General features: G+C 51.3%; 19 protein-coding genes. 8 read left to right on the plus strand and 11 right to left on the minus strand.

The genetic code is table 11. The features are described from left to right. Nucleotides 1–639 precede the first annotated feature (639 nt). On the plus strand, nucleotides 640–2,442 hold the full coding sequence (locus tag F1728_RS24175) for a TolC family protein (RefSeq protein ID WP_228030325.1): 1,803 nt from the start codon (nucleotides 640–642) through the stop codon (nucleotides 2,440–2,442). A gap of 122 nt (nucleotides 2,443–2,564) precedes the next feature. Here F1728_RS24175 and F1728_RS24180 read toward each other — a convergent pair whose 3' ends face one another. Next, entirely contained in the window at nucleotides 2,565–2,843 is a 279-nt protein-coding gene (locus F1728_RS24180) for a hypothetical protein (protein WP_155366222.1), read from the minus strand. Between the two features lie 209 nt (nucleotides 2,844–3,052). Here F1728_RS24180 and F1728_RS24185 point away from each other — a divergent pair, with 209 nt between their 5' ends. Further along, nucleotides 3,053–3,688 carry a transposase gene (locus tag F1728_RS24185; protein WP_261344480.1) on the plus strand — a complete coding sequence of 212 codons (636 nt, stop codon included), beginning with the start codon at nucleotides 3,053–3,055 and terminating at the stop codon, nucleotides 3,686–3,688. Between the two features lie 36 nt (nucleotides 3,689–3,724). On the opposite strand, the gene F1728_RS24190 is transcribed toward F1728_RS24185, so the two are convergent. Next, nucleotides 3,725–4,018, minus strand: a complete 294-nt coding sequence (locus F1728_RS24190) for a hypothetical protein (RefSeq protein ID WP_155366224.1) — start codon at nucleotides 4,016–4,018, stop codon at nucleotides 3,725–3,727. Between the two features lie 1,026 nt (nucleotides 4,019–5,044). Between F1728_RS24190 and F1728_RS24195 the strand changes: the two genes are divergently transcribed. From F1728_RS24195 to F1728_RS24205, 3 genes are all read left to right on the plus strand, one after another. Beyond that, nucleotides 5,045–5,854 carry a DUF1559 domain-containing protein gene (locus F1728_RS24195; protein ID WP_155366225.1) on the plus strand — a complete coding sequence of 270 codons (810 nt, stop codon included), beginning with the start codon at nucleotides 5,045–5,047 and terminating at the stop codon, nucleotides 5,852–5,854. Continuing rightward, complete coding sequence (locus F1728_RS24200) at nucleotides 5,842–6,069, plus strand: H-X9-DG-CTERM domain-containing protein (RefSeq protein ID WP_228030326.1); 228 nt, start codon at nucleotides 5,842–5,844, stop codon at nucleotides 6,067–6,069. Before F1728_RS24195 ends, F1728_RS24200 begins: the two co-directional genes overlap by 13 nt. 124 nt (nucleotides 6,070–6,193) lie before the next feature. Beyond that, on the plus strand, nucleotides 6,194–6,949 hold the full coding sequence (locus F1728_RS24205) for a hypothetical protein (RefSeq protein WP_155366227.1): 756 nt from the start codon (nucleotides 6,194–6,196) through the stop codon (nucleotides 6,947–6,949). 64 nt (nucleotides 6,950–7,013) lie between these two features. On the opposite strand, the gene F1728_RS24210 is transcribed toward F1728_RS24205, so the two are convergent. The 3 genes from F1728_RS24210 to F1728_RS24220 form a co-directional block, all read right to left on the minus strand. Further along, on the minus strand, nucleotides 7,014–8,960 hold the full coding sequence (locus F1728_RS24210; protein WP_155366228.1) for a serine/threonine protein kinase: 1,947 nt from the start codon (nucleotides 8,958–8,960) through the stop codon (nucleotides 7,014–7,016). A gap of 192 nt (nucleotides 8,961–9,152) precedes the next feature. Continuing rightward, nucleotides 9,153–9,743 carry an ECF-type sigma factor gene (locus tag F1728_RS24215; protein ID WP_155366229.1) on the minus strand — a complete coding sequence of 197 codons (591 nt, stop codon included), beginning with the start codon at nucleotides 9,741–9,743 and terminating at the stop codon, nucleotides 9,153–9,155. Between the two features lie 579 nt (nucleotides 9,744–10,322). After that, on the minus strand, nucleotides 10,323–11,171 hold the full coding sequence (locus F1728_RS24220) for a Gfo/Idh/MocA family protein (protein WP_228030327.1): 849 nt from the start codon (nucleotides 11,169–11,171) through the stop codon (nucleotides 10,323–10,325). A 437-nt stretch (nucleotides 11,172–11,608) separates the two neighbouring features. Between F1728_RS24220 and F1728_RS24225 the strand changes: the two genes are divergently transcribed. Next, nucleotides 11,609–12,592: an SGNH/GDSL hydrolase family protein gene (locus F1728_RS24225; RefSeq protein ID WP_228030328.1), complete on the plus strand. Its 984-nt coding sequence runs from the start codon at nucleotides 11,609–11,611 to the stop codon at nucleotides 12,590–12,592. Nucleotides 12,593–12,687: 95 nt separating this feature from the next. Here F1728_RS24225 and F1728_RS24230 read toward each other — a convergent pair whose 3' ends face one another. From F1728_RS24230 to F1728_RS24240, 3 genes are all read right to left on the minus strand, one after another. Beyond that, nucleotides 12,688–15,177 carry a DUF1592 domain-containing protein gene (locus tag F1728_RS24230; protein WP_155366230.1) on the minus strand — a complete coding sequence of 830 codons (2,490 nt, stop codon included), beginning with the start codon at nucleotides 15,175–15,177 and terminating at the stop codon, nucleotides 12,688–12,690. 32 nt (nucleotides 15,178–15,209) lie between these two features. Further along, nucleotides 15,210–16,493: a DUF1552 domain-containing protein gene (locus F1728_RS24235; RefSeq protein ID WP_155367481.1), complete on the minus strand. Its 1,284-nt coding sequence runs from the start codon at nucleotides 16,491–16,493 to the stop codon at nucleotides 15,210–15,212. A gap of 326 nt (nucleotides 16,494–16,819) precedes the next feature. After that, the gene (locus tag F1728_RS24240) at nucleotides 16,820–17,131 is read right to left on the minus strand and encodes a hypothetical protein (protein WP_155366231.1); all 312 of its coding nucleotides are present in this window, start codon (nucleotides 17,129–17,131) and stop codon (nucleotides 16,820–16,822) included. Between the two features lie 790 nt (nucleotides 17,132–17,921). On the opposite strand from F1728_RS24240, the gene F1728_RS24245 reads away from it, so the two are divergent. After that, the gene (locus F1728_RS24245; protein ID WP_155366232.1) at nucleotides 17,922–19,949 is read left to right on the plus strand and encodes a serine/threonine-protein kinase; all 2,028 of its coding nucleotides are present in this window, start codon (nucleotides 17,922–17,924) and stop codon (nucleotides 19,947–19,949) included. Between the two features lie 74 nt (nucleotides 19,950–20,023). Then, entirely contained in the window at nucleotides 20,024–21,484 is a 1,461-nt protein-coding gene (locus tag F1728_RS24250) for a glycosyltransferase family 2 protein (RefSeq protein WP_194242496.1), read from the plus strand. A 156-nt stretch (nucleotides 21,485–21,640) separates the two neighbouring features. Here the strand turns inward: F1728_RS24250 and F1728_RS24255 are convergent, their stop codons facing one another. From F1728_RS24255 to F1728_RS24265, 3 genes are all read right to left on the minus strand, one after another. After that, nucleotides 21,641–21,856 carry a hypothetical protein gene (locus F1728_RS24255; protein ID WP_155366234.1) on the minus strand — a complete coding sequence of 72 codons (216 nt, stop codon included), beginning with the start codon at nucleotides 21,854–21,856 and terminating at the stop codon, nucleotides 21,641–21,643. A gap of 133 nt (nucleotides 21,857–21,989) precedes the next feature. Continuing rightward, entirely contained in the window at nucleotides 21,990–22,451 is a 462-nt protein-coding gene (locus F1728_RS24260) for an NAD(P)/FAD-dependent oxidoreductase (RefSeq protein ID WP_155366235.1), read from the minus strand. Between the two features lie 45 nt (nucleotides 22,452–22,496). Further along, nucleotides 22,497–22,895, minus strand: coding sequence for an NAD(P)/FAD-dependent oxidoreductase (locus F1728_RS24265; protein WP_194242497.1), 399 nt, complete (start codon nucleotides 22,893–22,895; stop codon nucleotides 22,497–22,499). Nucleotide 22,896 lies beyond the last annotated feature (1 nt).

A 22,896-nucleotide genomic window follows, 5' to 3' on the forward strand; every position in this document is an offset into this window, starting at 1 on the left:
AATATCTGGTTCAGCGCCGTGCGTGTTTTTTTGTGTAAGGCACAACAATCAGTATAAAAAACTCTGATTTTCAAATGTGAAACCGTATCGATTACGCAAGCTTTTCCTGAGTCGCTTGGGCGTTAAACGCAACGCCTGTATGCGTTCCACATGCGTGCCAACAGGCGGAAAAGTTTGACAGGCTTTCCCGATTGTATCTTTCTGCGAACGTCTTACAGGCTGTCCTGAGACGTGGCGCAGGCCGCAAACTCAACACAGCTTCTGCAGGCGTAACTTTGTTATTTCAGCGTGAAAAGAATTCACAAGTTACAGTCCTATCCTGCACTTACACGGGAAGAGCCTGTATTGCAGTACGACGCTTTCGTTGATGCTGTTATGTGAATTTAAATTGCTGCAGGCAATATAGTGGATTGCATGATTCTATGGTCTGCAGCGAACTAACTGCCGATAACAATTGAGACGGCTCTCAAGATACCCGCCTCGTTTCAGCTGTCTCGGTTCGATCGTTCAGATCGGATCCATCCGGAAGGATTTCGGATATTCTCCGGGGCGGATGCTGCTGTGTCCCCCTCGAAAGAAGCGAGATGAATTCAGTTTCACTGTTTAACAGGAATGACGACAGTCGCAGGGTGCAGAATAATGAGATGGAACTCCCCCACTGTTTTTTTATATAACGCGATCCAACAACCGCATGTGATTGCTTTGGCGATGGTCTGCAGCATGCTGCTGCTTTCAGGGTGTCAGATCCCGGATCTGTTTGGTGCGTCTGAAGGAGCGCCTCTGCCGGATGACTTCAGCGGGAGAGCAAGTGTCGACAGCTCCGCTGACGTGGGCATCAAGGAATTCTTCGATGATCCCACGCTGACCTTTCTGATTGGTCAGGGGCTGGCATCGAACCAGGAACTGCAGATCCGCAACTGGGAAGTCCAGGTCGCCAGCAACGAGGTCCTGTCGCGACGAGGTGCTTATCTCCCCTTCGTCACGGTGGGAGCTGAGGGGGGAGTTGATCGGACCAGTCGTTTCACTCCCCTGGGAGCCGCTGAGGATCAGTTAACCTACCCGGGTTCGGGCGGAGCGAATTTCCCGGACCCCATAGGGAATGTGAGACTGTCTGCGAATCTGTTATGGCGGATCGACGTCTGGCGTGAATTGAGAAATGCCCGCGATGCTGCAGAACAGCGTTTGTGCGAAGCAATTGAACTGCGGAACTATTTCGTGACCCAGCTGGTGGCTGAAGTTGCGGACAATTACTACGAGCTGGCTGCCCTGGATCAGCGACTGGTCTATCTGAATCAGACCATTGAACTGCAGAAGAAGAGCCTGGAAGTAGCGAAGTTCCAGAAGGATGCGGCTCGGGGAACCGAACTGGGTGTCCAGCGATTCCTGGCGGAAGTCCGTAAAAACGAGAGTGAAAAGCTGATCGTGAGTCAGCGGATTATTGAAGTCGAGAACAGAATCAACTTCCTCGTTGGTCGTTATCCACAAGCAGTGGACCGGGTTGGCTGGGATTTCATCAAGCTCGATTCTCAGCCTTTGCACGTCGGTGTTCCTTCACAGCTGCTGTTGAATCGTCGTGATATTCAGGCTGCGGAACGCGAAGTAGCTGCTTCCGGTCTGGATGTGCTGGTTGCCCGGGCCCGTTTCTTCCCCCGGTTTGATATTACTGCCAGCGTGGGATATGAGGCTTTCAATCCCCGTTACCTGTTTGATCCAGGTGCATTCATTGCGAATGCCGCCGGTGGTCTGGTCGCACCGCTGCTTAACAAGAAAGCCATCCAGGCGGATTACAAGAATGCGAACGCCCGCCAGATCCAGGCGATCTACCATTATCAGCGGACTGTGCTGAATGCATTCACGGAAGTCGCGAACGGAATCTCCAAAGTCGAGAAATACCGTTCCAGTGTCGAGCTCAAGCATAGCCAGGTGAAAGCCCTCGAAGAATCTGTTTCGGTGGCAACTCAACTGTTCCAGAACGCCCGGGCAGAATACATCGACGTGCTGTTCTCTCAGCGTGACCTGCTCGAAGCGAGAACCGACCTGATTGAGACCAAGCAGCAGCAGTTGTCTGCGATCGTCAATACTTATCAGGCTCTCGGTGGTGGTTTCCTGATGTCGAATGCTGGCGATGTGTATGACGAACACTTCACTCCGGAGCCGCCTCAAATGGACGGTGGCATGGGAGTGCCTCCCGTACCGGATAATTTCGATATGACATCGGCCTCGGGTAAAGCCAGCCTGATGCCAGGTTCAGAAGACCAGGCACCGCCGGCTGCTCCCGTCACGGAAATCGTGCTGCCACCCGCGCCTGCACCGGGTAAAGTCAGTCTGGAATCAGTTCAGACTGAGGACGAGTCGCAACCGCCTTCGTTGGGCGAAGTCAGTCTGACACCGCCGGTCGGCGATGCGGCACTGCCTCCTTCGCTGCGTGAGGACAGCCTGTAGTCCGAGAGTAAGAAAACGACAACGCCTGGTGAGACGGATCAATTTCAGTTTCACCAGGCGTTTTTTTATTGATAAGAACAGCTTGCCCTTACAGGAACATCATTCGCATCCATCGGTAATTCTTACTCTTCCAGACGTTTGTTGAGCCAGCTGGAGACCTGATGGTATAGATGCCGGCCGACGGAGTGGTGCTGAGGCCGACAGGTGACATCAATCCGCTGTCCTGCATACAGCTCTAAAGACTGATCTGAGGCAAGCGAGACCACGAGGTTGAACCGGGGATCGAGCAGCTCGTATTCGTCTCCCTGTTTTTCGGAAGACGCTGGTTTGACAGGCAGCGCACCGCCGTAAGCTGCTGCGAGAGCGGGATGAGTTAACGATACACTGGCACGAGGGACCACCTTCTGCACCGGACAGGGAATCGCTTGATGGTGAGGGAGATGTGCCAGGACGGTGCTCCCCGGCGTGTTCAGGAAATGCTCGAGCTCATGCTGCGCAACGAAAGAAAAAGGGGTCAGGACTCTATTCTGTTTTCATTCTCACTGGTTTCTGCTATACATTGGTTATGCCCAGAGCCAAACGAATTTGTCCTGCCGGTGAGGTATTTCATGTGCTGAACCGGTCTGTTGCGCGGCTGACTCTGTTTGAGAAGCCAGACGATTATGCTGCGTTCATGCGAGTCGTCGAGGAAACGTGGCAGAAGAATCCTCTGCCGATCTTTGCGATGTCCGTGATGCCCAACCACTGGCACTTTGTCGTGCGACCTACCACGGATACCCAGTTAACGGACTTCTTCCGACGACTCACCGTCACTCACACGATGCGCTGGCACGCTGATTACGCAACGGGCGGTACCGGCCACCTCTATCAGGGACGCTTCAATTCGTTTCCGATTCAATCCGACGTCCATTTACTGACCGTCATGCGTTATGTTGAACGTAACCCGTTGCGGGCGAATCTGGTCCAGCAGGCAGAGGAGTGGGAGTACGGCTCCGCCTGGGCCCGGCAGCAGAAACAAGACAAGCCGGAATGGCTGGCGACACTCAAGAATCCGCAGTTGCCGCGGACCTGGCGGGCCCTGGTCAACAAACCCCAGACCGACGCCGAACTGGCGGCCCTCCGAAAATGCATTGTCCGCGGCACTCCCTTCGGCAATGAAAAATGGACCAGCAACACAGCCCAAAGGCTGTCATTGGAAAGTACCACCCGACCCCGAGGCAGACCACGCATCAGAAAAGAGTCCTGACCCCTTTATTTATCCTCGTGGTAATCCCCGACAGCTTTAAAGCTTTCCGCTACGACGTTTGCGGTAGGTGATGTATACCGTGATAAACGTGATTACGCAGACTGCTTTCAGGATGAAGAGTGAAAGGGGTTGATACCAGGCGCGGGTTGAGACTTCGATCAGATCGGAGACTCCGAACAGCGCGAATGCGATGCTGCAGGCGATGGCTAAATCTCTGTTTTGCTGCAGCCGACGCAGTTGGACGAGAAACAGACACGCAATGGAAATCCAGAGAATTGCTTCAGCCAGATTGAGTATCTGATCCAGTTCCAGTGATTGAATAAAGCTCATCCGAAGTCTGATTCCCGTAATTCATGAGCAACCTGTCAAGACGCATGTGTCTTCCCTCAAGATATTATAGCGATGCTCCCTGGGATTGAGTGCCTGATTCTGTTCCAGACTTCGAATTCTGTTCCCTGGTCAACGGTGAAGTATTGCGCTGCTGTTCGTACATTTCAGCTGTTGGATTTTCAGCTTGGGTGGTGCGTCCCTTTGCCTAAAATGGCTCGTTTGATCTGGCTGTTTCTCAATCTGGGATCGGCGATCGGGGGGCGGTTCTTAAATTGAACGGTCCCTACCAAAGTCGTTTCATCTGGGGCTGACGCCCTGTGGTTCATTTGGTCTGTCAGGCTCATCTGCTCTGAAGAGATCTGTTGGCTGTCAGACATACTCCTTGAGTGCTGGTGAGGATTATGTGGAACGGCGCGGGGGCGTCAAGGGGATTGTTGGGGTTGAGTTCAGTGTGAGGTTCACTGAGTTGCTGGTGAGATGCATTTGAAATGCTCTGAAAGTGCTCCGAAATGATTTGAAATTCTACGAGACATTGAGAACCGGTGCTGTCTGTTCCGGTGAAAAACCGGAAAAAACGACGGCGATTCAGGTGATCCTGGGGCGCTGGTTCGCAGTGTTCCAGTGCTCGGATCATCCGCCTCGCGCGCGAAGCACAATTTCACAACTTTATGATTCGGGGAGTGCCGATCAAGGTCAATCTATTCAGTCTTGGAGACAAAGGTGCGCTGGATAAATGGGAGGTGGCTGGTGGGGATCGAGGACCAAATGCAGAAAATCAGTGGGGTCTCGCGGATTTTTATAAAAACATGTATTCCCATTGATCGGTCAACGATCGGTTTTTCGGTACTTCAGATGAGTAGAGGCACTCGCGCGCCAGTGAATGCCTTTCGAGTTGTCGACTGCATGAACCCGGAAAGAGCTGAATGCGTTGCCAGTTATTTCTTGTGAGGAAGTTCTTGTTATTCCGATTTAAACATCACATAATGATCTTGAGGTGCAAAAACGTTCATAAAAAGGGCCAACGCAATGTTACGCACACCTGATCAAAGACGTGGATTTACACTGATTGAACTACTGGTATCTATCTCTATTATCGCTGTACTGATAGCACTACTGCTACCTGCAGTTCAGCAGGCGCGGGAGGCCGCCCGGCGTTCCCAGTGCAAAAACAATCTCAAGCAGGTCGGTTTGGCGCTGCAGAATTATCACAGCGACTACCTGGTATTTCCGCTGGGGGTCCGGAACCAGTACCTTGGTTTCGGGTCGAGCTGGTGGGTGGGGCTGCTGCCTTATCTGGAATATGGCACTCTTTACAACATGTATGATCACGACGTCGCCAGCTGCGGGTTCACGCCTTTGAATCCGGCGCTGGTGGCAGATGTCAGCATGCCGGTCATGCTGTGCCCGTCGAGTCCGCTGGATGCCCGTGTCAATGGTGTTCTGATCCCTGGGGTAAATATGACAATGCCCCACTACGCAGGAATTTCCGGGGCGACGAATACCGGTACTGTGATGGGCGATCAACTTCACTTTGCGGATGATCTGTTTCCTTCCACGGATAACTCACTTTGCTGTCTGCCCCACCTGGATGGGCGGGTTGCCGCGGGGGGCGTGCTGATTCCCAATCGGACCATCGCGATTCGAGACATCACAGACGGTTCATCAAATACGATTGTGGTGGGAGAGATCTCCAGCTCGGTGCTGAAGTCAGGGGTCAGTCTGCGTGTCGACGCGGGGAATCCGAGTGGCTGGGCCGCGGGAACGGTGAGTGTCGGGACGCCTCCCAAATGTTGGGGCCCGGTGGTTTCACGCCAGCGTTTCCGGTGTTCAACCTGACAACGGTGCGTTATCCGATTGGAACGAAGGATGGCGGGCTGCCGGGCATTCATACGGATGGGGGGCCTAATAATCCACTGATTTCAGCGCATAGTGGCGGCACACAGTGTCTGTTGACGGACGGCTCGGTACGTTTTCTGAGTGAGAATATGAATCTGGAAACATTGAAAAATCTATGTACCCGCAATGACGGGAAGGTTCTCGGAGAATATTAACAGTAAGGGAGGTGATCTTAGAGCGAAAACGGAAGTAGCGATTCAGATTAACTTTGAAGCAAACTGTTTTTTCAACTCAGAATCCTGTAGCGTCACATGATTCAAAATGAAAGGGCCGACTGTGATGAACCGAATGAAACTGACTTTGTTAACGGGAGCGTGTTTCCTGCTCTGCTGCCTGGCGGGGAATACGAATACGAGCGTGGCTGGCGAAAAGAAGGCACCAGTAAAACCAGATCCCAAGCTGATTACCTGCGTCTGCAAACAGGTTCCCCTGGGACCTGTCGGAGGGAATCTCTGGGCCTGGATGGCGTATCGCTATCAGTACGAAACGGACTGTTCTGCAGCGACCGCAGTTTCAATCATTGAGTACAGTGAATATACCACCGCTTACCCGGAAACGTTATGTGTGGGCTCAGGGAATTGTGGCGACCAGTGTTCGGAAAGAAAGAAATCTGACGAGAAAAAATCGAAGGGTGAACCGGTAATTAACCACTATCTGCATCCATTGCCGGCGAATCAGAATGCGAAAGTCGATTTGTATCCGCCTCAGACGAAGTATCATTACGATATCGTGCAGACCCGTTATCTGAAATTCAAAGACGAGATGCCAGGCAAACACAAATATGCCAAGGTATTCTTCCTCTGCGTTTCCGAATCCCCGAATCCGACCGAGCAGCCCGACGCGGTTTACTTCTGGTACGGGTTTGAAATTGAAAAACCGACGGGTGTGAAACCGATCACTCTGCCTTATGGCTATGCAAGCAGAAGAGCCGATTATCAGGCAAGTGACAGCATGGGAGGCTGGAGCCAGGGGAAATGTGGCCACTTCGGGTTTCTGGATTACGGTGGATCGCAGTACCTGATTCGCTTTAAGTAAACGAACCTTCAATGCCACTCTGGGAGAAGGCGATACAGGCAACCCGCAGATCATGACAGCTCTGTCACTGGTTTGCGGGTTGTTTTTCTTTCAGGACAGGTGCTGTCGCAGAGCGGATGAGGCGAAATCCGATGGGGGACTGTTTGCCGTAGCGAATCGCGGTGTTGACTGAATATTCGTAGGTCTGTTTGTTTTGCATTTTCCCGTCGACTTTGGAGGTGACTTTATCGCGGGAAACAATCAGGCCGATAAAATCCGGCTTACGGAATTCGGGATTCAACGCCAGGGCAACGGCGGAGGTTTTGATCTGTTGTGGTGAGGCTTGAGTCGCGGTCCATTCTGTTCCTCTGGCTAGAAAATTCTGCAGTTCAGGATGTAAGGGGAGTGAGCGGACAATATGTTCGAACTCGTGAACCGTCATGAGTCGCCCTCCTGCTTCTTCCGCGAAATGAATCGCGAGGTCCTGTCCTTCTGGGTAATATCGATCTTCGAGAGGGGACTGACGAGGCGGTTTGTTGGGGCTTGTACCTGGTCGGATTTTAATATAATCATGATTTGTGAATGCTGTGGTTGAGACATAGAGGTCCGGGATATCGATCTGATTTCCTTTGACGCGCACCATGCCATCGAGAACGCTCTGAGGGGGAATGATGATCTCCGGCCAGTCGATGGTCTCCGCATCAATTTTATTCCAGAATCTGTTTTTGGTACTTCCGATGGGAATCTCCGCTCCCCGGGGAGGCACTTTGCGGAAGACTTGTTGAAACCGGGGCGTTCCTTCGAGTATCGCAACTACGTAGTATTCTCCAGGCGCGAGGCGGAGATCGGTGGGAGTTGTTCCGTCGGCTTCATATTCGATGCTGGAATCGGGTTCTCCGGAGACCGGGTCCCGGGGATAGACGAGGATGCGTGCTCCCGGTGGTTCGGTCTGGACATTTACCTGCCATTTGCCATCATCATGCATGACGATCATGGCGGTTGAGCTGCTCAACAAAAGTACGCAGGTTGTCAACAGGGACGCGCTCAATAACCGGTTTCGCTTTGCCCAGCGCCACAGTTTCTCGTGCAGGGAGAGCCGACGCGCTGTGATGGGTTTTCCTTCGATGAACCGCTGCAGGTCCTCAGCCAGCTCGTCAGCAGTGTCGTAGCGATCGCCTGGGAGTTTACTTAAGGATTTCAGGCAGATCGTTTCCAGGTCACGGGGGATGCTGGCATTCCATTTGTGTGGGGGAACCGGTTCGGTGTGCAGGATCTGTGAAATCATTTCCTGGCAGGAATTCCCCTTAAAAGGAACCCGGTTCGTCAGCAGTTCGTACAAAATGACTCCCAGGGAGTAGATATCAGCACGTCCATCGACAGTAGATGCTTTGCCATCTGCCTGTTCGGGGCTCATGTAGGCGAAGGTTCCCATGATCGCACCGGTTACGGCGATTGTGGATTCGACATCAGAGCGTTTGGCGAGACCAAAATCGGTGATGCGCAGCTGGTCGTCGTCTGTAACCAGGACGTTATTCGGCTTGAGATCCCGGTGGATCACGGACTGCTGGTGCGCGGCATGGAGGGCGATGGCCAGATCGCGACAGATACTCGCGGCTTTGCTGAAGTCGACCTCGTGGTGTCGGGTCCATTCGCGGAGGGTGGAGCCTTCAACAAATTCCGTTACCAGCACGAGAGTGCCGTCAATTTCCTCGAAGTCATGGATGGATACAATTCCGGGATGGGAAAGTCGGGCGGCGGAGCGGGCTTCTCGGGAGAAGCGTTTCCGTTCGACAGCCGAGAGTGACTTTTTTCGAGGTAGCTTGAGGGCGACGGTCCGCTGGAGTTCTTCGTCCCACGCTTTCCAGACCAGCCCGAAGGCACCTCGGCCGACGATTTTTTCAAGCCGATAGCGGCCGAGCCGACGTACCTGCCGAAATGAATCTGCCAGCTGGGAGGAGAAGTCCTGCAGGATTTCACTGTATTGGGGAAAGCGGGACTGATAGTCATCCAGGGAGAGCAGGTTCCCATTCATCCTGCGATAGTGGATATCCAGTCGGAGTAATTCGGCGAAGACAATAGACTGGGTCTTACCGGAAGTCTCTTTGAGGAAACTTTCGATTTCGGGGATTGTCCCTGTTTCCAGGATGATTCGAAGCTGTCACAGATGCGATCAATGGTATAGGCTGCCGCCATGAGATCGTCATCTGCAGGATCATAGGGGGTATTATTCATGACTCCATGCTTTTCGGATCAGCCGTACCTTTCTCGTTACAGTGGCCGGGGAGATTTCCAACAGCTCACTGATTTCCTCATGCGTGTAACCCTGTATCTTGTAAACCGCAATTTTCTTCAAAACATCATCAGAAAGTTTATTTAAGACGCGCTGATATTCTTCTTCCAGGATGGCAAAGTATTCGGGGGACTGGTCGGTAGACACGTAAGCCTGGAAGTTTTCAATGGAATTAATCGAGACCGGCAGTTTCCCTTCTGGTGAGGTGCGTTTCTGGGCCGTTTCCCGGCGGATATGGCTGACTGCTTTTCGTTGGGTCATGGCAATCAGCAGCCACCATAATTCATCCCGGTTCTGGACTGAATCAAATCGGCCGCGTTGTGAAGCCGCCCATACACTTTCGAAGACGGAAAGCACGATATCTTCGGCGTCCAGGGTGGCTGTCGGAAAGGTATTGACCCGGGTCTGTGCATAGCGGATCAGCTTCTCATAAAACTCGTCCCAGATTTCCTGGACGGCGTCCTTCTGATCGTTTCCCAGAGTACTCAGCCAGCTGGAGACCGGGGTGTCTTCTTCGTAATCCATGTCGGTTTTCTAAATTGCAGATGGTTTAGAATAACAGGGCCCACTTTAGATGTAAGTCGTCCATGACCGATTCAGTATACCATTTTGTTTATGTGTAATCTCCCCAGAACTGAAAGATTCGTCGTTTGCTGAAACCAGTGGGAAATCTATTTCAGAGGCGGAAAAACATGGCAGGGGAATCTTGGGAAATTTCTGCAAAGTACGAATTAAGTGATTCGCAAAACTACGATTACGCGGTTTCAGGAATAAGCGATTATCTGACTCCGATTCGCTGGAATCGGTATGGAGATCAGTCAGTGACTTTGATCAGCCGAATCGGGCCAAATCGGTTGATCATCCTTAGTCAGGCAGGGATGCCATTTTCGCTGGACGCCTTCGATTCCAGCGTAGTTTATCGGGTGAAATCGTTGGGGGGCAGTATCTGATTATGAAAGATGAAACGTAATTAAGCTGATCAGGCAAATGCGTTCAGCTTCTCCATCCAGCGTTGTACCTGCATGGCATCCGAATAGGTCGCTCCAGCTGGGACCGCTTCTGTGTTTCGCACGACCCGACAGAAACAACGTAGCTCCTCAGCCATCATGCCACTGGGGGATTGGCACGCACTTCCAATGCCAGGGGCCAGGCAGCTGCATTGTCCCAGACTGAGATCGGACGTGGATTTGGTTCGATGCGCGCAGACCAGCCCTCACCAAATACTTCAGTTCTGTCAAAACCGCGTGGCGGCATTCCCGCAGGCGTTAAATAGGAAGCCGCAAACGAGGCCACCGGACCTCCGTTCCACTGGAGTTGTGCAACAGCCAGGTCGATATCGCCATTTTCTGTCCGATGAAACTGGGCACTGAAGTGATCCGGCTCTGCACAATCGAGAAGTACCTGTGTTGAATACAGGTCGTGTACCATTGCAGCCTGTAATGGGTTTTCGCCTGGGAAATCCTGCACGATGCTCGCCGGTCGATGGCGTACACAGTCGATGTAGGAAATCGGACCACGTTTGCGGGCTATTTCTCGCAACTCCTGAAATTCGCTGTTGAACAGCAGGATGTGTCCCAGCATCAGGTTACTGGAATCGGGGTGCACCAGTGGGGCGAGACTTTCCGCTTCTTTGAGTGTCTCTGCAATCGGCTTTTCCAGCAGTACGACTTTCCCATGTTCGAGCAGTTCTCTGGTAACCGCCACGTGAGACTCTGTCGTGCAGGCGACCACCCAGGCCTCTGCGTCAGACTCTTCAATCGCCTGCGTCAGATTGGTCCACCCTGGTACATCGAGAAGTTCTTTATGCAGGGCATCAAGACTTTCCTGGCGTCGTGCTACCACCGCTGCCAGCTCAGCCTCTGCCAATCCTGCTAATGTCAATGCATGTAATCGTCCAAAACGCCCCAGACCTATGACACCTGTTTTTACGGGTTTAAAACTCTTCGCAGCCATCGGGGTTCCTTAACTATTCCAGATCGGTTGTCCGCAGTGAGACGCAGGATTTGCATAAGCGTTCATCATATCTGAAGTGGAATTTCCCCATCAAGGCATCAGCCAGAGATGATCATCAGAACGGAACCTTTCGGTTGTCGATAGGAATCCGTGAGCAGAAAATATGAGAAAAAACACCGGACGCTGGACTTGAAGGGGGGGAGCGATGGTACGATAAGAATTGTCTTTTACCTGAATCGGTTTCAGGAGCATCATGAACGGGAATTCCCGACCCTAATCAGATTGAGTGACCTGTGCAGAAAAATAAATCCCCCCGAATTCTGATCCAGCTGATTCTTCTCCTGCTGCTTGCAGTGTCTCCCGCATCGGCTGCTGAAAAAACACAATCTCTTCAGCTGACGCTGCCGCCCATGTTTTATGCGGTACCTGGCGTTGAGATGAGTATCTATTTCGACAATATCGTTCTGACCGAAACTCCCGAAAAATATCGGTTTGAAGTGGATTGCGAAATCGGCACTGTCGACCAGAATCGCTGGTCCGTGACGCCGACAGAGTCGAATGTCGGACAATATTCTCTCTCGGTCAAAGTGACAGACGCCGACGGAGCGAACATGGGGACTGCGAATACAGTTCTGCAAGTTTCAAAGTCAGATGCGGGAGCCAATCGTGACACCTGTCGGTTGTTGATTATCGGCGACAGCCTGACAAACGCGACTACTTACTCCAACGAGATCGCACGATTGCTGTCGACTCCCGGCAATCCAAAATGGCAAATGCTGGGAACGCACAAACCGAAGTCCGCCGCTGCGGGGGTCGCCCACGAAGGTTACGGCGGTTGGACCTGGCAGAGGTTTGTTTCACAGTATGAGCCGAAACCCGATGGAACCAATCGCAAACGCAGTAGTCCGTTCGTCTACCTCGGAAAAGATGATAAGCCTGGCCTCGATTTACCGCGCTACTTCAAAGAAGAGTGTAATGATCAAAAGCCAGATTATGTGATCATTATGCTGGGCATCAACGATTGTTTTTCAGCGAAACAGGATGCCATTGATGAAAAGATCGACGGCATGTTCACACAGGCTGATATCCTGATCAAAGCCCTGCAGGCAGCTGCGCCGCAGGCGGAAGTGGGAATCTGCCTGACCACGCCGGGGAATTCACGGCAGGAAGCGTTTTATGCCAATTATAAAGACCGCTACAGCCGCTGGGGGTGGAAGAAGATTCAACACAGGCTGGTGCAACGTCAAATTGAAAAATTCAAGGGCCGCGAAAATGAGAACCTGTTCATCATTCCGACGGAGCTAAACCTCGATATCGTGGATGGCTACCCGGTCAATAATGGGGTGCACCCCAATAAAGTCGGTTATCAGCAAATCGGGGCGAGCATTTATGCGTGGTTGAAGTATCGAATGGAAGAGTGAAGGCATAACCGGTTTGTTAAAAACACGGTTAGCCCGATTCTGTATCTTCGAATTCAAACCTTGGGTAACAAGTGAAAGCTGAGTTTTGTTTCGGTTTAACGCGAGCGAAAGATACGGGAAGTCATGACTTCGATCACGATGGTCTCTAAACCGTAGTCTTCGGCTTTGACACGCTTCAAGATATCTTCGATCTCGTACTGGTCGGACCGTTCCATCTGCCTTCCGGTTGAGTAGGTGAGCAGTTTTTCGATCAGACAGTGGGTAAACTTATCAAGACGGTTTTCGAGCAGTACCTGTTTAAAGCTCTCGAAATCTTTGAATGATTCGCCTGAAGGCAGTTTACCCGTTGGATCGACTTTTGGACCGCTCCCTTTTCCTCTCGGATGAGGATACTTTTCACGCCAGCGGCCGATCGGATCGAATGATTCCAGTGCGTGTCCGTGGGGATCGATATTACGATGACAGACATAACACGTCTGATCCTGGCTGTGTTTGAGCAGCCGCTCACGAATGGTCGTGGCTCCGCTGACATCAGCCTCAATGGCAGGCACTTCATCTGGCGGAGGTGGTGGCGGAGATCCGAGCAGATTTTCAAGGACATACACACCACGTGTGACTGGCGATGTATCAACGCCGTTAGCGCTGACGGTCAGTACGCCAGCCATGCCCAGCAATCCACCACGGTGTTTCGTACCGGAAAGGCTGACACGCTGAAAACCATCTTTCAGCCGCATTTTGTCCTTCTCAGGTAACTGATAGAGATGGGCCAGTTTCTTATCAACGAAGGTATAGTCTGCATCCAGGAATTTCTCGACCGATCCGTTTTCATCCAGCAGGGAGCGGAAAAACAGACGCGCTTCCTGTTTCATCGATTCAGGCAGGTTCTGAGCATAATATTCCCAGGCGGCTCTGCGTGGTGGAGGCTGGTCGCCCATGGCACGCAGATTGAGCCAGCTGTCCAGAAAGCCATTGACGAATTCATCCGAACGGGAATCTTTCAACAGACGTCGAACCTGTTTCTGAAATTCTTCTTTGTTCTTCAGTTGACCCGAGGCGGCCGCGGCGAACAATTCTGCATCAGGCGGTGCCGTCCAGAGTGCATAGGAAAGACGCGACGCCAGATCATACGGGTGTAATTCGAGTTCTTCCTCGGGAGTGATCTCACTGAGGTATAAAAACGAGGGTGAGCAGAGTATCAGCTTGACGGTGTCGAGGGCTGCCTGACGTGGGGGGGCCTGCTCGGAAAGTCGTTTTTCGTAAAGTGTTTTAATTCGTTGTTGATCGGATTCGTTCAGCGGACGCCGATAGGCCTTTTTCGCAAAGCGATACAGTTGATCCAGGGCATGGGCTTCCTGGAATCCCTCTTTCCCGAATACGGCGAGTTCTTCTTTACTGCCTCCCGGTTCCGGGAGCGGACCATTGATTTTGATTTCGCTGATCCTGATGTGAGGTAGCTCTCCTTCGCGAAGCAGAGCACTTCGTCTGACACCTGTCTCAGGATTCTTAAATTCGTCTTTGTAGCGTTTATTGAGCGTAATGACGGATGCCCGCGACTCGTAAGGTCCGTTTGGAAAAATGAATCGGGGTGTCTGCCCGGCTTCCAGCCAGACGCGAAACTTTAGCCACTCAGGTTTGTCATCCGGAACTACGGTGCTGGCCAGGATCGGTTCGATGGCCTGGGGGTAATGGATATGCCCTTTCTTCACATCACCCGTCACAACAGCCAGTTGAAACGGTTCCGAAAAGTCGATGCGGAAAATCTTGGGATCGTAATGGGTGTCACGGTGCAGCGCCTGGGCTTGAACCTGGATGTCATACAGACCTGAGACCGGTACGCCATCCAGAAAATCTTCAATGTGTCCATAGCCACCTTGACGTGTGTCGGTATTGGGCTGCTCGTAGAGACAGAGATACCGATATTTAAACACACTGCGGTGTGCCCCCGACAATTCTTCGTACTGTTTGAAATTGTCCTTAAAGTGCCAGGACTTCGGTTTCATCTCGGGTTTTCCCAGACGGGCCTCTACCAGCCGGGAGGCTGACTGGAAATATTGATCCAGCAGAAAGCCGGACGTCACCAGCGACTCGCCGATATTGTCCATGTGCTGGCTGGTCTCTTCTTTCGGAAAGTCCGCTGTTAATCCCAGCGTGTCGACACGACGGTCAAACAGAGTCGCCAGGGTGTTTTCATATTCCCGATTGGAAAGGCGGCGCATGATTGTACGTGATCCGGTACTTTCGAACTGGCTCCGTGCTTCCTGAATGCTGTCGCGTAAGGCACCGATTAAAGCGAGTCGTTCTTCGTCAGTTGGCTGGTCAGATTCTTCAGGCGGCATTTTCCGCAGCGTGACCTGATCGATGATGCCATCCGCGGTAATCAGCTGCTGTTCCGATTTCAGCGGCAGGGAAAATGTTTCGAACTCGCGCTCACCATCAGCGGTTGCGACGTCATGGCAATCAAGACAGTATTTTTTCAACAGTCGAGTGACGGTCGGGGCATGCTTGTGTTGCGGCTCCGCTGCAGAGCAGGGAACCAGCCATGAAAGACAGAATACAAAACCGCAAACGGCGCGAAATACGCTCATGCTGAAAATCTCATTGAACCGCGTATTCATCTTCAGGAGAACCTTCCGGTACTCGTTCCGAATGCTTCCTTCTCCACACCCATTCGCTGAGCGATGTCCAGGAAGAGATTACACAACGGAACCTTGCCCGGGCCTTTCGCGGGTGCTTGCTTGAATTCACCAGTCCCATACCCGCCTCCTGCCAGAATAATGGGGAGGTCTGAGTTGGTGTGTGAATTGGCATTCCCCATACCGCTGCCAAACAGGACGGCGGTTGAATCAAGCAGGGTCCGTTCGCCGTCAGAGATCCCAGCCAGACGCGTCAGGAATTTTCCAAACTGTTCTATCTGATAGAGTTCAAGCGTGACCAGGTCCGCGATGGACTCTTCGTTATTGCCATGATGCGAAAGACCGTGGTAGGACTTATTGATGCCCAGGTGTTGTGGCAAAAAGCTGCCGCCGATTTCCAGCGTAGCGATCCGGGTGGAATCGGTCTGTAAGGCCAGCGCGATTAACTCGTAGAGCATCGGCAGATCTTCGACGGTATTCTTATCAGCCGGTTTGTCGAAGGGGGCTTTCGGTTTGGGCTGATCGGACCAGACCTGACGGAGCTTCAAGCGTTTTTCGACATCGCGAATAGAGCTGAAATACTCGTCGAGCTTCGCCTTGTCTTCGCTGTTAACTCGTTTTGAAAGTGAACGGGCTTCGTCGTGAATCGAATCAAGGATCGAGGCCTGCAGTGAGTTCTCTTTCACTTTTCGAGCCTGAACCTGTTTTGAGTCTGCGACAAACAGGCGATCAAATAGCTCGGCAGGCCCTGTGATCGGCGGGACGCGAACGCCCGACTTCGTCCATGAAAGCTGGCAGCCACCATGGATGCCACCCTCAGAACCAACCGTGAGTGACGGAAACCGTGTCTGGTTTCCGATTTCATCTGCGATGAATTGATCAATGGTAACGTTCCCGTCGGTACGGTTCTTGGACTCGTGATGGAGCAGACCTGACAGGAAGGTGTGCACGGCAAAGTGACCGCCGCGAAGTCCATGATCGAGTCCGCGATAGATTGTCAGCTGATCGCGATTCGCAGCCAGAGGTTTGAGCAGCTTTGTTTCTTCAAAGTCTTTGCCGGTTTTCTCAGGGAAAAAATGTTTCAGTTGAAAACCGAGTAAATTACCCACCGCGACGAACCGCTGGGCCCCAGCACCGGCTCCCCGGTCCTCTGTAATCGCTGAGTTCCCGGCGAGGGCACTACTCATCAGAGAAGGCAGCGCTGGTAAAGCGATAGATCCGGCCATGGAGCGAATCAAGAATCGACGGCGATTGATTTTATTCTTCATGCTGGGAGTCAATCCAATAGCTAAGGGAGGCAATACGAAGGAAGGCATTCAACTCTCTTGAAAGCCGCAAGGTTCGAAACTGGTTTCGAGGAGCAGCTAAGAGCGATTTTCATCACGCAGGGATCAGGGCGAGGATCCTGAACCTGTCCATTCATTTTACCCGACACAGTGACGTAATGCCATGTGTCTTTGCCACAAGATCCCCATTAATCTGCCCGATCCCGGGGATGGATTATGGCTCAGTTTAGGGGGATTACCAGTCAGAGAAAATAGTTAAACAGTGTGGCGACAGGGGATTTCGTTTCTTGCCTTGGTAAGAAATCCCGTCAGGATTGCACGTTCATCTTCCGTCCGACGGACCAGAATTCATCGATCGATTCGATTGGTTGAGTCTCGTATTCCCCGGGTAACAGGATCACTTTGCGACCAGAGTGCTGTGAGACAAGCAGGCTGACTTCATCCGGGGAAATCTGATCGGGGGGAATTGAAACCGACTTCAGTTCTACATCCTGGCTATTTGGGTCATCGATACCATACTCATACGGAGGCAGATAAATGGTTCCGTTGATGAAATCGACAGCGAACGCGATCACCCCGGGAACAAAGAAAAACAGGAGGCCGATGGAATTCAGACCCACGATTTTCCAGTCGAGCGGGCCCGCAGGCTGTCCTCTGCGTTCGGGGTACAGTATGGTCCCACAACCTGTCAGAGAGCCTGTTAGAACGAGATTGATTCCAGACAATAGAAAACGGCGTCGAGATGGGCTAAGCAAAGCGAATGGTCTCCGAATGCTGTACTGCCGCTTGGCCCGGTGTGTGCAGACAGCGCATGTCTTTAGATTGAATTGTTAAAGTTGAGGGGAAAAAACTAACCAGAAAGGATGATCGGGTAGGGGGCAGGAGAATACTCGATTCTGTGATCGGGGGAAAGATGGATTTTAAATCAGCGACAATTATCATCCTGCAGTTTAAATCCCTAATTCTGTGACCTGTCCATGTGAATATCACACGCTCAGAGACTCTGATGCAACTGATCAGTCGAGATATCTACGTACGCCGCAAGAAACGCAGTTATGTCGTGAGTTAGGCAGTAAAAAGGGCTTTTTGATTGAGGGCACGAGATCTCCGATACGTCGTGACAAACAGTCAGTTTGGAATTTCGTCCACTTCTCATCACTGGGCTCTATTGCCCGGATCGCACTTCCTGACTTCAACACAGGATTGGTCGCCTTCAGTGCGAATCAGACCGGAAAGGTGATCCTGTCTGACTTCTGCAGGGACGGGTTCGCACTAAGCAGTGGGATTGGCTGCATGGGGGTTGATACTGAAAATCCAGTATCGCCCAACAACAATTCTTGAATTGAGCATAGATTCGGGTAACATAATTGAAATCATATTCACTCTGAACATTTTTTTCATTCCGCCTTTATGACATTATCCCGCAACCAATTTCTGTCGCTACTGGATGAAAGCGGTATTTTTTCCGCCAAGGATGTCATTGCACTTCAAGAGACACAGGTCGACTCTTCCGAAACCGCCCTGGATCTGGCTAAGACACTGGTCAAGAATAAGAAGCTCAACGAGTTTCAAATCAAGATGATCCTGCAACACAAAGGTGACCGGCTCGTGTTGGGCGACTATCTGATAATGCGCGAGATTGGTGCGGGGGGAATGGGAAAGGTCTATCTGGCAGAGCATCGCCGGATGAAGCGAAAGGTGGCGCTGAAAACGCTTCCCGCTAAAATTGCCCTGGATGAAGAATCGATCGGTCGGTTCCAGCGGGAAGTCCAGGCAGCAGCAAAATTGACTCACCCCAATATCGTGACCGCATATGACGCCGGGGAAGCCAAGGGGGTCTCTTATTTTGTGATGGAGTATGTTGATGGAATCAATCTGTCAGACCTCGTCAAAGAACATGGCGTCCTGCAGGTTGATGTCGCCGTTAACTACATCATCCAGGCGGCTAAGGGCCTGGGGTTTGCGCACTCCGAAGGAATTATTCATCGAGACATCAAGCCTGCCAACCTGTTGCTGGATCTGAAGGGGACTGTCAAAATCCTTGATATGGGGTTGGCTCGAATCGATAATCTTGAGCCCAGTGACGTGCCTGTCACGCAGCTGACAGAATCGGGAAGCGTAAAGGGGACTCTCGACTATATGGCCCCGGAACAGGCTCAGAATACACACGCTGCGGATGCACGCTCTGATATCTATAGCCTTGGTTGTACCCTCTACTATTTACTGACCAGCAGGGTGATGTACCCGGCTGATTCGTTTGTCAAAAAAATACTCGCTCACCTGGAACAGCCGATCCCCTCGATTCAAAAGCAGCGTCCTGAAGTACCTGACGAACTGGAAGCCATCTTTAATAAAATGGTGAGCAAGGAGCCCGTTGAACGATATAATTCAACCGCGGAACTGATTGAGGCACTGGAAAGCATTCCCTTTGATCAATCCTCGCTGACCGACCAGCCGCAGCAGGGGCCGATACAAATCCAGCCCGGCCCGCGTAATACCGTTTTGGATGAAGATCTCTCGACACTTTTTTCACTATATAAGGATGATGAGTGCTTTTCAGAGTATGGTCGTATCTGTCTTGATTCTACAGTCATGCAACCGAAAGCGCGCTACCCATTTATGAGATGGTTGTTGCCCCTCGGCTTTCTGGCGCTGTTGTGGTGGGCATTCTCCAATCAGCATCTGTTTTTCAGTCCGCTCAAGAATCCGGCTAAAACTGCTACCGGTGCACCTGAAAAAGCCGTTTCAAATCCTGCGAACAAAAAAAGTACCAGTCCCGTCAATCCTGCAGATAATGACAGGGCAGCTGCGTCGAGGGCATTGGAATTAGGGGGAGTGGTTGAGATTTCAGTCGATGAAGAGCCGCAGGTCATCGAGCAAATATCTGATCTTCCCACCGGGAATTTTCAAACTAGAAAAATCCTGCTGCATGAAAATAAGCAGGTTCTTGATGAAGACCTGAAGTGGTTCTGCTATTTGAAGAATCTTGAGACATTGGATCTCTATGATACGAACATTACCGATATGGGAATCTCACATCTGAAAGCACTGCCAGCGCTAAGCAAGATTGATCTGTACAATACAAAGACAGGTGATACGAGCCTGGAACAATTGAGCCAGTTTGGTACGTTGCGGTCAATTACGATGCAACATACAGCAGTGACCAATGACGGTTTAAAATACCTGTCAGGGCTTTCCAGCCTCGACTCTTTAAATCTGGGGAATACGGGGATAAATGATTCCGGCCTGACCCATCTGAAAAACCTGGCAGGTCTTCAATGGTTACAATTATCTTTTACAAATGTGACGGATTCTGGTTTGCTGTATTTGCAGGATCTGAAGAGTCTGCGAGAACTGTATCTTACCGAAACCCAGGTTACCGATGACGGGAAAAATCTGCTGATGGAAGCGCTCCCCGAATGCAGCATTATGCAGTGACAGCCAGAACCAAACTGACGCATTAAATTCGATCTCTGAAACATGATTTACCGGCGATGAGAGGAATTGATTTGATGGTGGGCGGGCTAAAATTACCAGGAGAAAAAACGGGCAGGAATCCGAGCTTAGAAAAGTCTGTAAAGAAAAATCAGTCTCGCAGTCGAGTCAGCGTTATTATTGCGGCCCGCAATAACGAAAGATATCTGGCAGAAACCATCGAGTCTGCACTTCAACAATCCATCCCGTGTGAGGTGATATACTCGGACGACAACAGCATCGACGATTCCCTCGAACTGGCCCGTCAATATCAGTCGCAGGGGTTGACTGTTCTGGAGAGTCCTCGGCACCAGGGAGTCTGTGAAACGCGCAACCGTGGTGCTGCTGCATCTTCGGGGGACTACCTGGTGTTTCTGGATGGCGACGATATCATGCCCGCCAATTATATCGAAGAACATTTAAAAGCGATGCGGAATGACACTCCCTTTGTCTATGGGCCGGCTCAGGCGTTTGGTGATTTTTCCATCTTCTGGGATGCACCAGAGTGGGAGGGATCTGACATCTGGCGCAACAATTTTGTTAATACTTCGGCAATGTGGCGTCGAAAAGTATTTGAAGTGGCGGGACGCTGGCGCGAAGGTATTAAAACCATGTGGGACTGGGATCTGGCGTTGCGAGGATCTCGCCTGGGAGTTCCCCGGCGCAGCAATGCGACGCTCAAATACCGCCAGCATGCGGCTTCCTGGTCGGCAAACAATCGTGAGAAAACCCATGATCAGCAGGAAGCGTTCATGCCGGAAGTACGAAAGCTGAATGCACGCGTCGCTGTGGGCTCGATCATCAGTGGCCGAATTCCCAAATTGTTTCCCGCCTGGATGTCTGCTGTCGCCCAGGCGACACGGCTGCTCGACAACTCCTCAAAACCCGAGCTGGTTCTGCTTGATAACAGCAATGATCCCGATTTCCGTATCACGATTGAAAAAGAGGTGAGCCGCTACTGGTCCACTTTCCAGACCATCAAAATTATTCCATTGGAAGAGCGCGTCTCTCACAACCATCAGAGTGAAGAGGAACGGCGAGACGCTGTGTCTCGTTTTATGGCTCATGCCTGTAATCAACTTCGCACGCACATGGGTGGCGAAATTCATTGGATCATTGAAGACGATATCATGGTCCCTATTCAGGCAGGCGCCGATTTGATGCAGGCTCTTGTTTCAGGCTGGACACCTCCCAATGCGGTGTCTGGATGTTACCACAATCGCCATATTCCCAAGCTGTATGTCGGCGGCTGGTGGAACGACGATGCTTCCCACGAAATTACAGATCTGCCTGCAGATCCGTTTCAGGTCGACTACGCAGGCACTGGGTGTTTAATGTACTGGGATTCCAGAACCCCGCGTTATTGGAGCAGTCATCACGCAGGCATTCCCGCACATGACTGGAACTGGTCAATGGAGTTAACCGGATCAGGGGGGCAGCTGTTGATGTTGCCTCAAGTATGCTGCCAGCACGCCATTGACGATATCAGTTTTGTCTGAAAGAGGCGGCCAGGGATAGACCATCTATTCTCGCAGTCAGACTACAAAATGCTCCGCTCTGTTTAAAAGAGTCAGATCAGATTGGCAGCGTAAAGAGCCCCTGTCCTTTTAAATCCTTCATGATGGGGTGAAGTTTAAGAGAATGGTGACTGCGGCTTAGGGTTTTCGCTGGAACAATCTTCTAAAAGCTCGGTACACGAGGTCGAAAGGCTTGATCAACAGCAGGATCAGGATTAAAGACTTGGGCATGTAGACTGGAGTGGAGCCAATCTCTTCGAATGCTGGCTTATCACGATAGTCGTAATGCAGTGTTGTAGCTGGAGTCAGCTGCATTCGATACCAGACAGGCAATGAGCCGATAGAAGTCATCATTGGGTACGTATTCATCAATCTGGCTAGTTGATCACAATATGGAAACATCTCCACCGGATAAATGGACTCCAGTCTTAAGTGCTTAAAGCGAACTTTTCTGCTGATCGCATCTGCCCGATGCAGTGCCTCGATATCAGCAGGACGAGGAAATGTTTCGGCGATTAACCCCGCAAATATAACGTGCCTGTACCTCACTGATGGATGGGATGTTCCCAATAATCGGACGCGCGAAGCCGACAAGGAACAAGTCAAGATAGGTTGCATGTACGCAGCCCAGGTAAAAGTCTGAAAGTTGAATGTGTCCTTCCGACAATTCACTCAGCCTCTCCTGGAACCCCACTGCCGGAACAACAAGCGTCGGCTCGATACGCTCTTCCTGATCGGAATCAAAACTGCGAAATACATTGAACTGATTGTCATCGGGAGGACCGACAATGGTAATCCTGACTGCTCCGACAGCATCTAAAAAATCATCGCTCTTGTTATGAAACATATTGAACAAGTCGTCTTTTGCTGCTTTCGTAAGTTTAAAGGCCCACTCTTTTCGGATCTCGCGTGCATTCTGATCTATTTCAGAGGACGATAAATCATCCACTTCTTTGGCAGGAAATAGGCGGCGGAATGTCTCCTGAAAGTGGATTCACAATTCGACGAACCGTTGGCCGATCCAGTTTCGAATGTTTTCGTGAATCGATAGCATTAATCGATTTCTCAAAAAGTCCGATGGCACTCCTCGAATGGGATGATATCTGGTGCTGACTCGAATCCCCGACCTCAATGACAAAAAGACTTTATTATTCAACTCAGGCTGCGCAAGACGGTTGGCATAATCAACGGCAGACTCTCCACCACCGATGACCACAATACGTTGATCTGTAATATGCCCCAGCCCGTCGGGATGATTCAGCTCGGAAACAGGCAACATCTTGATTTGACAGTCTATTTGCACCGGCTGAGCAGTCAGTCCAGTACAGAGGATTACACAATCAAAATATTCTGTGCTTGATTCTGACTGTTCTTCCTTCAGGTCAGAAATCAAT

This window comes from Gimesia benthica (genome assembly GCF_009720525.1).
Lineage (GTDB): Bacteria > Planctomycetota > Planctomycetia > Planctomycetales > Planctomycetaceae > Gimesia > Gimesia benthica.

Bases quoted from the DNA above. Each gene is read 5' to 3' on its own strand.
- F1728_RS24175 (WP_228030325.1), top strand. From the start codon at position 640: ATGAGATGGAACTCCCCCACTGTTTTTTTATATAACGCGATCCAACAA.
- F1728_RS24190 (WP_155366224.1), bottom strand. From the start codon at position 4,018: ATGAGCTTTATTCAATCACTGGAACTGGATCAGATACTCAATCTGGCT.
- F1728_RS24195 (WP_155366225.1), top strand. From the start codon at position 5,045: ATGTTACGCACACCTGATCAAAGACGTGGATTTACACTGATTGAACTA.
- F1728_RS24205 (WP_155366227.1), top strand. From the start codon at position 6,194: ATGAACCGAATGAAACTGACTTTGTTAACGGGAGCGTGTTTCCTGCTC.
- F1728_RS24210 (WP_155366228.1), bottom strand. From the start codon at position 8,960: ATGAATGGGAACCTGCTCTCCCTGGATGACTATCAGTCCCGCTTTCCC.
- F1728_RS24215 (WP_155366229.1), bottom strand. From the start codon at position 9,743: ATGGATTACGAAGAAGACACCCCGGTCTCCAGCTGGCTGAGTACTCTG.
- F1728_RS24220 (WP_228030327.1), bottom strand. From the start codon at position 11,171: ATGGCTGCGAAGAGTTTTAAACCCGTAAAAACAGGTGTCATAGGTCTG.
- F1728_RS24225 (WP_228030328.1), top strand. From the start codon at position 11,609: ATGAGTATCTATTTCGACAATATCGTTCTGACCGAAACTCCCGAAAAA.
- F1728_RS24230 (WP_155366230.1), bottom strand. From the start codon at position 15,177: ATGAGCGTATTTCGCGCCGTTTGCGGTTTTGTATTCTGTCTTTCATGG.
- F1728_RS24235 (WP_155367481.1), bottom strand. From the start codon at position 16,493: ATGAAGAATAAAATCAATCGCCGTCGATTCTTGATTCGCTCCATGGCC.
- F1728_RS24245 (WP_155366232.1), top strand. From the start codon at position 17,922: ATGACATTATCCCGCAACCAATTTCTGTCGCTACTGGATGAAAGCGGT.
- F1728_RS24250 (WP_194242496.1), top strand. From the start codon at position 20,024: ATGGTGGGCGGGCTAAAATTACCAGGAGAAAAAACGGGCAGGAATCCG.
- F1728_RS24255 (WP_155366234.1), bottom strand. From the start codon at position 21,856: ATGATGACTTCTATCGGCTCATTGCCTGTCTGGTATCGAATGCAGCTG.